Genomic DNA, 13,308 nt, shown 5'->3' on the forward strand with positions numbered 1-13,308 from the left:
TCCTCAACGTGACCCGGTATCGCTCATGCCGAGACTGGCGGCCGGCTCGGTGTATCCCTCGGCCTGGAGGGAGAAGAGCCGGGCGTACTCGCCCTCCGCCGCCATGAGGCCGGTGTGGCTTCCCCGCTCGGCGATGCGCCCGTCCACCAGGACCACGATGAGGTCGGCGTCCCGCAGAGTGTTCATGCGGTGCGAGATCAGCACGCTGGTCCGGCCGGACCGGTGCCGCCTCAGGATCGAGTGGAGCCGGTACTCGGCGGCGGCGTCCAGGCCCGAGCTGGGTTCGTCGAGGATCAGCAGGTCGCGCCGTCCGCGGAAGAACGCGCGGGCGACGGCCAGGCGCTGCCACTGCCCGGTGGAAAGGGTGAAGCCGGAGGCCGGGGAGGAGAGCTCGCCGGCCGGACCGCCGTCGGTCGCCTCGGCGGAGGGGGGCGGTTCCGGCTCGGCGGCGAACGACCGGCTCAGCATGGTGTCGTATCCCCCCGGAAGGGCCGCGAGGGTCCGGTGGATCCCCGCGACGTCCGCCGCCCGGGCCAGAGCCGCCCGGTCGCCGAGCGCGTCGACGTCCCCCAGGCCGATGTTCTCGGCGGCGGTCATGTCGTACTGCATGAAGTCCTGGAAGACGGCGGAGACACGGGCCCGCAGGGAGTGCGGGTCCATGGTCCGCAGGTCGACGCCGTCCCACAGGATCGCCCCGCGCGTGGGGTCGTAGAACCGGCACAGGAGCTTGACCAGAGTGCTCTTGCCGGCGCCGTTGCGGCCGACCAGCGCCAGGGCCGAGCCGTGGGGGATGAACAGGTCCACCCCGCGCAGGATCCAGTCATGCTCGTCGGAGTAGCGGAACCACACGTCGCGCAGCTCGATGCCGCTTCGCAGGGGCGGGGCCTGCCGGGCGGGGACCGGGACCGGCAGATCGGTCTCGGCCTCGGTGAGCTCCAGGTAGTGGCCGAACATCAGCAGCGCCTGGCGTGTGGCCGCGTAGTGCTGGACGAGCTGCGACAGGGCGGTCTGGGTCCCGGCCAGGGACGCCACCAGCATCGACACGTCGCCCAGCGACAGGGTGCCGCTGCGGGCGGCGAGCACGGTCCAGACGAGGCCCAGCCCGGCGACTCCCGCCGAGACGAACGACAACCCGCTCTGCGTGGTGAACTGCTTGCGGTCCAGCCTGTGCTCGGCCTCGTTGGCGGCCGTCCGCTCGGCGGATATGCGCTCGCGCATGAAGGCGGAGAAGCCGAAGAGCCTGGCCTCCTTGGCCGGCTGGCTGTCGGTCAGCAACCGGCTGAAGAACATCTCGCGCCGCATCATCGGGCTGATCCTGGCCATCATCCCGACCTTCTCGCGTGCCAGCGAGTTCTCGGCGACCAGCGCCGGAAGGGTCGACACGGCGACGATCAGCGCCAGCACCGGATTGATGAAGACCAGGGAGCCGGCGAAACCGGCGAGCACCAGGACTCCCTGCGCTCCCTGGAGCAGCCCGTTGACGACGTTCCCGGGCGAGGTCGAGCCCGCCTCCTCGGCGAGCCGGAGCCTGTCGTGGAACTCGGGCCGCTCGAACGGGGCGATGCCGACGAACCGCTCCACCGCGCGGAAGAGGAGGTTCTTGCTGGCCAGCCCGATGCGCCGGTGCGTCTCGGCGCGCAGGAACTCCGCCGCGTGCTGGGCTATGGAGAACAGGACTCCGGCGCAGGCCAGCGCGGCGGCCAGGCCCAGGAGGGCGCCCTCCTCCGCCCCGCGGACCAGGCCGTCCAGCGCGGCCTTCGTCAGCCAGGCGACCAGCACCGGGAGGCCCGCCGCGACCACGGTGAAGACCGTGTAGGACAGCAGCAGGACGGGGGCGGCGCGCCAGCCGAGCGAGACGGCCCTGCCCGCCGTGCTCAGCGGGAGCGTGCGGCGGCTCATGCCCGGGAGACCTGGCTGACGAGCACCTGTTCCATCCTGCCGCCGCTGGCGAGGACCACGCCGAGCTCGTCGACCACGCACATCGCGGGGATGGAGTCCACCCGGAAGGCGGTCATGATGGAACCGCCGTTGCGCTCGACCACCACTTTCGAGACCGCTTCGAGATCGTCCACCAGCGCCGAACCGCGAGCCACCGCTCCGTGACGCACAGTCGTCGCTCCTCCAGCCGGGCGACCTCCGCCTGCAGCAACGGCCCGAGCGACAGCCCCTCGAGGGGTGCGCCACGCCAGATCCGCAGCGCCGCGTGGAAGCGGTCGGCCGCCGCGTCGAGCTCGCCCCTGTCCAGGAGCTCGGCGCCCAGCGCGGCCGTCTTCTCGAAGCGGAGAAGGTCCAGCTCGTCGGTTCCGACGTTCAGGCGGTAACCCGAGGGCTCCGTCACCAGCCGCGCCCCCGCGGGGGCGAGCGCGTGGCGCAGCCCCGCGACGTGGGTGCGCAGATTGGAACGTATGGAGGCGGGCGCCCGCTCCCAGATCGATTCGGCCAGGTGGTCGACACCGGCCACGTCGTTGGCCCGCAGCAGGAGTGCGGCCAGCAGAGCCCGCTGCCGCGATCCGCCGAGCGGGATGGTCTCGCCCGCGTGCGCTACCTCCAGCGCACCCAGGATGCGGAATTCCACGCCACCTCCGGTCGATGCTCTCGGAACCCGTCTTCGGCCGGTTCTCCCGACCGCGATCGCCTGCCGGGGGCAGGCAGGCGCCATCGTGGTCATTGCCGCTGGCGGGTCACTGGTGCGTCGCTGGCGCCCGGCCCGCGGACGCCGGCGGGAGAACGGGAAGGATCGGAGAGGCGACACTTGTGGGTCATGATCGACTATGAAATGTTTGATCGCGTCGCCCTGCTGCGCACACGGGCAGCAGGGCGCCGACAAGCCGATGGTCGAATGTGGGGGCATCGCCCCCGGGCGGTAGGCGACGGGAGGTCCGGTGGATTTCCGGATGCTGGGCCCGCTGGAGATCCACGAGAACGGCCGGCAGATCCGGATCACCGCCCCGAAACAGCGGACCCTGCTGGCCTTGCTGCTCCTGGACGCCGATCAGGCGATCGCCGAGGACCGGCTGATCGACGAGCTGTGGAACGGGCGCCCGCCTTCTGCGGCCCGGTCGAGCCTGCAGGCCTACGTCTACCGGCTTCGCAAGGAACTCGCCGGAGGCGAGGGAGCCGACCTGCAAAGGGACGCGGACGGATACCGGCTGACGGTCGCGGCCGGGAGCCGGGACGTCGAGCGTTTCGAACGGGCGATCTCCGCGGCCGACGGCGTCCGCGATCCGTGCCAGGCCGTCCCGCGCCTGCGCGCGGCTTTGCGCGAGTGGCGCGGAGAGCTGCTGGCCGGCATCGACACGCGCAGGATCCTCGACGAACGGGCCCGGTACGACTCGATGCGGCTGGCGGCCCTGGAAAGATGCGCCCGCGGCGAGCTGGCCCTCGGCCGTGACGGTGAACTGGTGCCGGAGCTGGAGTCCCTGGTACGCCTGTACCCCCTCTCCGAGTCCCTGTGGGGCTCCCTGGTGATGGCGCTGCGCCGGGCCGGGCGCAGAGGGGACGCCGCGGCCGCCTACGCGCGGGCCCGGCGCTGCCTGGTCGAGGAACTCGGCATGGAACCGGGGGCGGAGCTGCAACGGCTGCACCAGGAGATCCTCGAAGGGACCGTGGCCCGGTCGCCGGGCACCTCACCCGCGGACAGGGCCGAGGAAAGACAGGTCCCCGCCCAGTTGCCCGTCGGCGTGGCCGACTTCACCGGCCGGGCCGGGGAGATCGCCGAACTGGTCGGCGCGGTCGATGCCGGGAGATCTCCCGTCGTGCTGATCACCGGTCCGGCGGGCGTGGGCAAGACGACGCTCGCCGTGCACGTCTCCCACCGGCTGCGCGACCGGTATCCGGACGGGCAGCTCTACGTCGATCTCGGCGGGATCCAGCGCACGCCCGAACGGCCTGCCGACGTGCTCGCCGGGTTCCTCCGCGCGCTCGGTTCCACCCAGCCGCCCCCCTCCGAGGCGGAGCGAGTCGCCCTCTACCGCAGCGTCCTGGCGCACCGGCGGGTTCTCGTGGTGCTGGACAACGCCGTCGACGTCCCCCAGGTGAGACCTCTGCTGGCGGCGGGTCCCGCCTGCGCCACGGTCATCACCAGCAGGGACTCCCTGGCGACGCTGCCCGTCGACCGGCGGATCCGTCTGGGGGTGTTCACCGAGGACGAGGCGGTCGCATTCCTCGGCAGGGTCGTGAACGGCCGGAACGAGCAGTCCGGCAGGGAGACCGCGGCAGCGGTGTCCCGGCTCTGCGGTCATCTCCCGCTCGCGCTGCGTATCGCGGGAGCCCGCGCCGAGAGTCTGATGGGCTCGTCCCTCACGACGCTCGCCGAGCACCTCATGGATCACCGCCGCCGCCTCGCAGAACTCGAACTGGACGACCTGTCGGTCAACTCGAGCTTCGAGCTGAGCTACGAGCTGCTCGGAAGCCGGCCGGAAGCCGCCCGGGCGTTCCGCCTCCTGGGCCTGATCGACGGCCCCGACATCACCGTCGAGAGCGCGGCCGCGCTTCTCGGCGCCACGCCCGCCGCCGCGGGGACGGCATTGTTCGATCTCGTCCGGACGCAGCTTCTGGAGCCGTACCAGCCGGGCCGGTACCGGATGCACGACCTCGTACGGCTCTACGCCGCCCAGCAGGCTGAGCGCGAGCCGCCGGACGAGATCACCGCGGCCGTCAACCGGCTGCTCGGCGAATACCGCCTCCTGGCCGGGCACGCGGTACGGGTGCTGACGGAGGGGACGCCCGCGGCCCGCCCTCCCTCCGCGGGTCCGTTCACCGGAGCAGGGAAGGCCCTGGAGTGGTTCGACGACGAACGCGCGAACCTGCTGGCCGCGGTCCGGACCGGCTTGCGGCTGGCGGGGTGCGAGGAGCCGGCCGTCGCCACGGCCCGCGCGCTGACCTGGTTGTTCCGGTTCCGGGGCTCCACCGGGGAATGGGCCCGCGTCAACGAGGCGATACTGCCGGTCGCGAGGAGGCTGGGGAACCCGGTCTCCGTGGCGGACACCCTGGATGAACTATGCAAACTCAGGCGTGAGCACGGGGACCTCCCGTCCGCCCTGGCGTACGCCCGGGAGTGCCTGAAGGTCCGTCAGGAGATCGGGGACGGCGGGAGAGAGTCGCGCAGCCACATCAACCTCGGTGCCACCTGCCATCTGATGGGTCTCATGGACGAGGCGGCCCGTCACCACGAGACGGCCCTGGCCGTCGCCGGGCGGGCCGGTGACGCGCTGGCGCGGGGGTACGCGCTGGCGAACCTCGCGGCCGTCCACCGCGATGCGGGCCGCTACGACAAGGCGATCGCCTGCAACGTCGCGTCCGTCGGGATCTGCCGGGAGGTGGGCGACAATCCCGGTCAGATCGACGCGCTGGACGACCTGGCCACCACGCACCGGGCAGCCCGCCGCTTCGGCGAGTCGCTCACCGCCCTCGCGGACGCCCTCGAGATCGCCGAGCGCATCGGGTACACGACCCGAACGGCCGTCCTTCTGCGGGAGACGGGGGAGACGCAGCTGGCCGCAGGGGACGTTCCGGGCGCCCTCGCGTCGGCCACGAGGGCACTCGACATGTTCGACGCGACCTCGGACCGTTACGGAGGGGGGCGTACCCTGTCGCTGCTCGGGAGGGTCTACCGGGCGGCGGGCGACGCCGGATCGGCGAGCCGGTGCTGGGCCGAGGCGCTGGCGGTGCTGACGGAACTCGGCGTATCCGAAGCCGATGAGGTGCGGGAGTTCCTGGGCGCCCTGTGACAGCGCGACCGAGCTTGTTGTCCGAATTGTGTCACAGTGGTGACCTGCATCTTCATGCGGGTGAGAAACCATCGCCACTGCTGAGGTATCCATACAGAAAGCGACACTGACCAAAGGAGGCCGTTGTGGGCCTGAGTTTTGTTTCCCGCCGCGCGCTCACGGTGGGCGCGGTGGTCGTCGCCGGTGCGCTCGGCCTGTCGGCCTGTGGCGGTGGCGGCGAGAGCACCACCGCGAGTCCGGACAAGGGCGCCTCCAGCGCCCCGGCCGCGGGCGGTCCCAAGCTGGTGACCCCCGGCAAGCTGACGACCTGCACCAACCTTCCTTATGAGCCCTTCCAGTTCAAGGAGGGCGACAAGGTCGTCGGGTTCGACGTCGACATCGTGGACCTGGCGGCCAAGAAGCTGGGGCTGACGCAGGAGATCGTCGACATCGACTTCGCCGTCATCAAGAGTGGCGCCGCCATGGCGGCGGGCAAGTGCGACGTCGCCGCCGCCGGCATGACCATCACCGAGGAGCGCAAGGCGAACATCGACTTCTCGGTGCCCTACTTCGACGCCACCCAGGCGCTGCTCGCCAAGAAGGGCACCGGCGTCACGTCGCTGGACGACGTCAAGGCCAAGAACCTCAAGCTCGGCGCCCAGGCGTCGACCACCGGCCTGGACCACGTCAAGAAGGCGGGCTTCAGCCCCCGCGAGTTCGCCGACTCGCCCAAGGAACTGCTGGGCCTGCAGTCCGGCCAGGTCGACGTGATCGTCCAGGACCTGCCCGTCGTGCTCACCTGGCTGAAGAAGCCGGAGATCGCCGAGAAGTTCGAGCTGGTCGCCAGCCTGGACACCGGCGAGCAGTACGGCGTCGGCCTGAAGAAGGGCGCCGACCCGGTCGTGCTCAAGGCGGTCAACGACGCGATCACCGAGGCCAAGGCCGACGGCACCTACGAGCAGATCTTCGTCAAGTGGTTCGGCAAGAAGCCCGGCGAGCTCGGCTGATCCATGACCGATCAGCCGAAGACGGCTGAGCTGCCCGGCCCTGGCGGGAACCCCCCCGCCGGGGCCAAGCTCAGTCCTCGTAAGAAGCAGCAGATCAGCCGGGCCGTCCAGTACGTCCTCCTGGTCGCCGCGGCGGTCGCCGCCGTTTTGTTCGTCGACTGGGCGAGCCTCGCGCAGAACTTCGCCAAGCCCGAGGTGGCGCAGGAGTCGCTGCCGGAGCTGTTCACGATCGCGCTGAAGAACACGCTGATCTACTCGGTCGGCGGTTTCTTCTTCGCGTTCCTGTTCGGCCTGGTGCTCGCGCTGATGCGGCTGTCGCCGGTCCGCCCCTACCGGTGGCTGTCGCTCGTCTACATCGAGATCTTCCGCGGTCTCCCCGCGCTGCTGATCTTCCTGCTCATCCTGTTCCTGCCGCTGGCGCTGCCCGGCTTCGAGGTACCCGGCGGCACCTACGGCCAGGGCATCCTCGGCCTGACCGTCGTCGGCGCCGCCTACATGGCCGAGACGCTCCGCGCGGGCCTGCAGGCGGTGCCCAAGGGACAGATGGAGGCGGCCCGCTCGCTGGGCATGTCGCACGGCAGGGCGATGGTCACGATCATCATCCCGCAGGCCGTGCGCATCGTGATCCCGCCGACGACCAACCAGTTCGTGGCCCTGCTCAAGGATTCCTCGCTGGTGCTGTTCCTCGGTGTCTCCGGCGAGTACGTGGAGCTGACGAAGTTCGGCAACGACCTGGCCTCCACGCACGCGAACGCCACGCCCATCCTGGTCGTCGGCGTGACCTACCTGCTCGTCACCATCCCGCTGGGCTACCTCGCGACCCGGCTGGAGCGGCGCCAGGGGAAGGGACGGTGAGCCCGGTGAGGCACGCGGTCGAGATCCGTGATCTGCACAAGTCCTTCGGCAGCCTGGAGGTGCTCAAGGGCATCGACTTCACCGTCGACCCCGGCCAGGTGGTCTGCGTCATCGGCCCCTCGGGATCGGGCAAGTCCACCCTGCTGCGCTGCGTGAACCTGCTGGAGCAGCCCACCTCGGGCACGGTGGTCGTGGAGGGCCTGGAGCTGACCGACCGCGACGCCGACCTCGACGCCGCGCGGCGCCGGGTCGGCATGGTCTTCCAGCAGTTCAACCTGTTCCCGCACATGACGGTGCTGGAGAACGTGACGATCGCCCAGCGCCGGGTGCTGCGGCGCGGGAAGACGGAGGCGGAGCGGATCGCCAGGGAGAACCTGGACCGGGTCGGCCTCGCCGACAAGGAGGGCTCCTACCCGGCGCAGCTCTCCGGCGGCCAGCAGCAGCGCGTGGCGATCGCCCGCGCGCTGGCGATGAACCCGGCGCTGATGCTCTTCGACGAGCCCACCTCGGCACTCGACCCCGAACTGGTCGGCGACGTGCTCACGGTCATGCGCAAGCTGGCCGAGGAGGGGATGACCATGCTGGTGGTCACCCACGAGATGGCGTTCGCCCGTGACGTGGCCGACCGGGTGGTCTTCATGGACGGCGGCGTCATCGTCGAGGACGGCCCGGCCGCCCAGGTGATCGGTGCGCCGCAGCACGAGCGCACCAAGTCGTTCCTGCGCCGGGTGCTCGACCCGACGCACACCGACGTCTGATCTCCCGGCGTCCGATCCCGGCGGTCGTACGGCCCGCGCCTCGCCGGGCGCGGGCCGTACGACCGCCGGGGGCCGGAGCGGGCCCGCGAGGTGGGCGGGACACCGGCCATGACACAGCGGCATGACACAGCCGGGACCATACGGCCTGGTGGGCCGTGCGATCCCGGCTGCGCCGACGGGGCCCGGGCCCGGGAGAGACCTTTGGCGCCGTGCGGAGCTTCCCCGACCCCGCACGTTTTCTACTCGGTCTCCCCGCGGGCGCCGATGCCGCTCGCGTTGACTTCCTTACCCCTGCCCCCGGAGCGGAAATCCTCCGCGGAGCCTGGGGCTCCTACCCGTGCCCCCCGCCCGAGCGGAGGACCTCGGTCCCACTATAAGCAGGAGATCCCCGTCACGCAGAGTATTCCCGTATGGACGGTCAGGCGTCTCGAAGCACGCAGGTCAGCCGGGAGGTGCACACGCGGCGGCCCTGCTCGTCGGTGATCTCGATGTCGTAGGTGGCGACCGTGCGGCCGCCGTGCACCCGGGTGGCCACGCCGGTGACGTACCCGGAGGTGGCCGAGCGGTGGTGGGTGGCGTTGATCTCGATGCCGACGGCGGTGCGGCCGGCGCCCGCGTGGAGGGCCGCGCCGGTGGAGCCGATGGTCTCGGCGAGCACGCAGGAGGCGCCGCCGTGCAGCAGGCCGTACGGCTGGGTGTTGCCCTCGACGGGCATCCTGGCGACGACGCGCTCGGCGCTCGCCTCGACGATCTCGATTCCCATCCGCTCGACGAGGGTGTTCTTGTGTGCCATGCCGAACAGCTCCTGCAGGGAGGCGGGGTCACCGGGGCCGGTCAGAGTCAAGGGGATCTCTCCTGTCGCGCGAGGCAAGGTTTTCTGTCGCACCAGGAGACTAGGCTTCTGCTGTGCCGAAGAGCGAAGCGACCCCCACTCGTCCGTGCCTCCTGCTGCTGGATGGGCACTCCCTGGCCTATCGGGCGTTCTACGCACTGCCGGAGGACAACTTCTCCACCTCGACGGGGCAGAAGACCAACGCCGTCTACGGGTTCACGTCGATGCTGGTCAACGTGCTCCGCGACGAGCAGCCGACCCACGTGGCGGTCTGCTTCGACCGCTCCGAGCCGACCTTCCGGCACGAGGAGTACGCCGACTACAAGGCCAACCGCAGCGCCAGCCCCGACAGCTTCCGCAGCCAGGTGAGCCTGATCCACGAGATGCTCGACGCGCTGCGGGTGCCGCACCTGTCGCTGGCGGGCTACGAGGCCGACGACCTGATCGCCACGCTCGCCACCCGGGCCGCGGCGCAGGACATGAACGTGCTGGTCGTCACCGGCGACCGTGACGCGCTGCAGCTCGTCGACGAGCGGATCACGGTGCTGATGACCCGGGTCGGGATCAGCAACATGACCCGGTTCACGCCCGAGGCGGTGCTGGAGAAGTACGAGCTCACCCCGGCGCAGTACCCCGACTTCGCCGCCATCCGCGGCGACGCCAGCGACAACCTGCTGAGCATCCCCGGTGTGGGGGAGAAGACGGCCGCCAAGTGGATCCGCGAGTTCGGCTCGCTGGAGGAGCTGGTCAACCGGGTCGACGAGGTCAAGGGCAAGGTCGGCGACAAGCTCCGCGACAAGCTCGACCAGGTGCTGATGAACCGCCGCCTCACCCAGCTCATCCGGGACGTCCCGCTGGACCGGGAGGTCTCCGGCCTCACGATCGGCCAGTGGGACCGCGGCGAGATCGACAAGATCCTCGACGCGCTCGAGTTCCGGGGCGAGATCCGCGACCGGCTCTTCAAGACCCTCGGCTCGCCGGAGGCCGAGGCCGCCGCCGGCTTCGAGGTCGAGGTGACGGTCCTGGGCCCCGGCGAGGTGGCCGGGTGGTTGGACGGGCTGCCCGGCGGGCGGGCCGGACTGGCCTTCACGGGCACGCACGCCAGCGGCACGGGCCGGATCGACGGCATCGCGATCGCCGCGCCGGGCGGCGAGGCGGACGGCCGTCGGGCGGCGTTCGTCGACCCGGCCGGGCTGACCGAGGGCGACGAGGCGGCCCTGCGCGCCTGGCTGGCCGACGAGTCGAGGACCAAGGCCGTGCACGACGCCAAGGGTCCGATGCTGGCGCTGTGGGCGCAGGGGATGGACCTGCGCGGGCTGTCCTGCGACACGGCGCTGGCGGCGTACCTGGCGACGCCCGGGCAGCGCTCCTTCCCGCTGGAGGACCTGGTCCGCGTCTACCTCAGGCGCGAGCTGCGCGGCGAGGCCGCGGCGGACGGCCAGGCGAGCCTCTTCGACGACGTCGACGCCGACGCCGCCCGTGACCTCGCCCTGCGGGCGCTGGCGGTGCGCGACCTCGCCGAGGCGCTGGAGGCGTTCCTGGAGCCGCGCGGCGGCACCGGCCTGATGCGGGATGTGGAGCTGCCGCTGGTGACGGTCCTGGCGGAGATGGAGCGCGCCGGCATCGCCGCCGACCGCGACCACCTCGACGGGCTGGAGGCCGAGTTCCGCGCGGCGGTCAAGCAGGCCGTCGAGGCGGCCCACGCCTCCGTGGGCGAGCAGTTCAGCCTCAACTCTCCCAAGCAGCTGCAGGAGATCCTCTTCGTCAAGCTGGCGCTGCCCAAGACCAAGAAGATCAAGACGGGTTACAGCACGGACGCCGAGCAGCTGGCGTGGCTGGCCGCGCAGACCGAGCACGAGCTGCCGACGATCATGCTGCGCCACCGCGACCAGGACAAGCTCCGCACCACCGTCGAGGGCCTGATCAAGGAGGTCGCCGACGACGGCCGGATCCACACGACGTTCGAGCAGACGGTGGCGGCGACCGGGCGGCTGAGCTCCAAGCAGCCCAACCTGCAGAACATCCCGATCCGCACCGCGGAGGGCCGCCGGATCCGGCAGGGCTTCGTGGTCGGCTCCGGCTACGAGACGCTGCTGACGGCCGACTACAGCCAGATCGAGCTGCGCATCATGGCGCACCTGTCCGGTGACGAGGCGCTGATCGCGGCCTTCGAGTCCGGGCACGACTTCCACCAGGCGACCGCCGCCCGGGTCTTCGGGATCGAGCCCGAGCAGGTCAACAGCGAGATGCGCGCCAAGATCAAGGCGATGAACTACGGCCTGGCCTACGGCCTGTCCGACTTCGGGCTGGCCGCGCAGCTCGGCATCCCCGTCGCGGAGGCCCGGGGCCTGAAGAACGAATACTTCGAGGAGTTCGGAGGCGTCCGCGACTTCCTCAACGCGATCGTGGCCCAGGCCCGCCAGGACGGCTACACCGAGACCATCATGGGCCGCCGCCGCTACCTGCCCGACCTCAACAGCGACAACCGGCAGCGCCGCGAGATGGCGGAGCGGATGGCGCTCAACGCGCCGATCCAGGGGTCGGCGGCCGACATCATCAAGGTCGCCATGCTGCACGTGCGAGCTGCGCTGCGGGAGGCGGAGCTGGGCTCGCGGATGTTGCTGCAGGTCCACGACGAGCTCGTGTTCGAGGTGGCGCCGGGAGAGCTGGAGACCCTCCGCGAGCTGGTCTGCGCGCGGATGAACGCGGCCTACGCGCTGCGCGTCCCGCTGGAGGTCTCAGTGGGCGTGGGCCGCACCTGGCAGGACGCCGGCCACTGACGCCGGCGGCCGTGCCCGTCGGGTTATGACGGTGGTTGCCAGGGTGGGTCTGGCTTGTCCGGCTCTGTTCTAGGGTGGACGGCAGGTCAGAATCACGACGGGCACGGGAGTTTTGTGCGGAGTCCAACCCTTCTCACGCAGATCATCATGGTGGCCAACGCCGTGGTCCTGGTCGTCGCCATCGGGGTGCTCCTGATCCTGCCCACCCCGGGGGAGCCGCCCGCGCGTAACATCTCGACCTCGGGCGATCCCGGGGTGGTGAAGGGTCCGGCCACGCCGCCGAAGGCGGAGCTGCCCTCCGCCGGCCTGCCCGAGCCGATCGTCGCCACTCCGGAGTTCGCCCGGCAGGTGAAGGCCAACGAGGCGGGGATGGTCCCCGTGCTCATGTACCACCGGATCATGAAGAAGCGGCTGGCCTCCATCGACCGCACCCCCGACCAGGTGCGGGGGGAGATGGAGAAGCTGGCCCGGGACGGCTACGTGCCGATCACGGCCCGGGAGTTCGCCGCCGGCAGGATCGACATCCCGGCCGGCAAGCACCCGGTCGTGCTGACCTTCGACGACGGTCACGCCAGTCACTTCGCGCTGGACGACGCGGGCATGCCGGTGAAGGACACGGCGGTCGGCATCATCTACCAGGTCGCCCAGAAGTACCCCGACTTCCGGCCCGTCGCGACCTTCTGGGTGAACCGGCAGCCGTTCGGCCTGCAAAGCCGTGCAGACCAGGCGCGGGCCGTGCAGTGGCTGACCTCGCGCGGATTCGAGGTGGCCAACCACACCTGGAGCCATCCGTACCTGCCGGGGCTGTCCCGCAAGCGGATCGCCGAGCAGCTCGTCCGGGTCGAGCGGATGCTCGGCGCGTTCGGCTCCGGTCCCTCGGAGACGCTCGCGCTGCCGTTCGGCGCGATGCCGCGGGCCAGGTCCACGGTCCAGCGCGGCAAGTGGGACGGGACCCCGTTCGCGTTCAAGGGGGTCTTCCTCGCCGGCGCCCAGCCGTCGGTGTCGCCCTTCACCGAGGACTACGACTGGCGGTCCATCCAGCGGATCCAGAGCAACGGCAAGAAGGGCGAGTGCCGCAAGTGGTGCTCGCAGTACTGGCTGGAATGGCTGAACAAGCACCCCGATCAGCGCTACACCGCAGACGGTGATCCCGAACGTATCTCCATACCGGGCAAACTTCGAGGTAATATCAGCTCCAAGCGGAGACAGCAGGTCAACGCGTATTGACCGTTCCTGCCGTCGTTTGCGCCCCTGCATGCTCCTTGGTGGCGCGTGCCTCCGGATTGACCAGGCCCGTTTGGTCTCATATGCTGATCGCTGCGCTGTGGGCTCGCGCGCGTCTCGGACGGAGTGGGCTCGCGCTCGATC

Annotated in this window: 9 protein-coding genes; 6 read left to right on the forward strand and 3 right to left on the reverse strand. The window is 70.7% G+C overall.

What is annotated here, in order from left to right; all coding sequences use genetic code 11:
• Positions 1 to 3 precede the first annotated feature (3 nt).
• The gene (locus tag HS041_RS17695) at positions 4 to 1,899 is read right to left on the reverse strand and encodes an ABC transporter ATP-binding protein (protein WP_196441765.1); all 1,896 of its coding nucleotides are present in this window, start codon (positions 1,897 to 1,899) and stop codon (positions 4 to 6) included.
• 112 nt (positions 1,900 to 2,011) lie between these two features.
• Positions 2,012 to 2,575 (reverse strand): AfsR/SARP family transcriptional regulator, encoded by a 564-nt coding sequence (locus HS041_RS17700; RefSeq protein WP_196441766.1) that lies wholly within the window; start codon positions 2,573 to 2,575, stop codon positions 2,012 to 2,014.
• 307 nt (positions 2,576 to 2,882) lie between these two features.
• On the opposite strand from HS041_RS17700, the gene HS041_RS17705 reads away from it, so the two are divergent.
• From HS041_RS17705 to HS041_RS17720, 4 genes are all read left to right on the forward strand, one after another.
• Entirely contained in the window at positions 2,883 to 5,729 is a 2,847-nt protein-coding gene (locus tag HS041_RS17705) for an AfsR/SARP family transcriptional regulator (protein ID WP_196441767.1), read from the forward strand.
• Between the two features lie 125 nt (positions 5,730 to 5,854).
• A complete protein-coding gene (locus HS041_RS17710; RefSeq protein ID WP_196441768.1) occupies positions 5,855 to 6,715 on the forward strand; it encodes an ABC transporter substrate-binding protein in 861 nt (286 codons plus the stop codon).
• A gap of 3 nt (positions 6,716 to 6,718) precedes the next feature.
• Entirely contained in the window at positions 6,719 to 7,570 is an 852-nt protein-coding gene (locus tag HS041_RS17715) for an amino acid ABC transporter permease (protein WP_196441769.1), read from the forward strand.
• A complete protein-coding gene (locus HS041_RS17720; RefSeq protein ID WP_196441770.1) occupies positions 7,567 to 8,328 on the forward strand; it encodes an amino acid ABC transporter ATP-binding protein in 762 nt (253 codons plus the stop codon). The genes HS041_RS17715 and HS041_RS17720 overlap by 4 nt, the downstream gene beginning before the upstream one ends.
• 418 nt (positions 8,329 to 8,746) lie before the next feature.
• Here HS041_RS17720 and HS041_RS17725 read toward each other — a convergent pair whose 3' ends face one another.
• Entirely contained in the window at positions 8,747 to 9,121 is a 375-nt protein-coding gene (locus tag HS041_RS17725; protein WP_196442559.1) for a hotdog fold thioesterase, read from the reverse strand.
• A 113-nt stretch (positions 9,122 to 9,234) separates the two neighbouring features.
• Between HS041_RS17725 and polA the strand changes: the two genes are divergently transcribed.
• Together polA and HS041_RS17735 are read left to right on the forward strand one after the other, a co-directional pair.
• On the forward strand, positions 9,235 to 11,940 hold the full coding sequence (gene polA / locus HS041_RS17730) for a DNA polymerase I (RefSeq protein ID WP_196441771.1): 2,706 nt from the start codon (positions 9,235 to 9,237) through the stop codon (positions 11,938 to 11,940).
• A gap of 114 nt (positions 11,941 to 12,054) precedes the next feature.
• On the forward strand, positions 12,055 to 13,167 hold the full coding sequence (locus HS041_RS17735; protein WP_307845345.1) for a polysaccharide deacetylase family protein: 1,113 nt from the start codon (positions 12,055 to 12,057) through the stop codon (positions 13,165 to 13,167).
• Positions 13,168 to 13,308 lie beyond the last annotated feature (141 nt).

Source organism: Planomonospora sp. ID67723 (assembly GCF_015711605.1).
Lineage (GTDB): Bacteria > Actinomycetota > Actinomycetes > Streptosporangiales > Streptosporangiaceae > Planomonospora_A.

Excerpts from the sequence above, each read along its gene's own strand:
- HS041_RS17695 (WP_196441765.1), bottom strand. The coding sequence starts at position 1,899 with ATGAGCCGCCGCACGCTCCCGCTGAGCACGGCGGGCAGGGCCGTCTCG.
- HS041_RS17715 (WP_196441769.1), top strand. The coding sequence starts at position 6,719 with ATGACCGATCAGCCGAAGACGGCTGAGCTGCCCGGCCCTGGCGGGAAC.
- HS041_RS17725 (WP_196442559.1), bottom strand. The coding sequence starts at position 9,121 with ATGGCACACAAGAACACCCTCGTCGAGCGGATGGGAATCGAGATCGTC.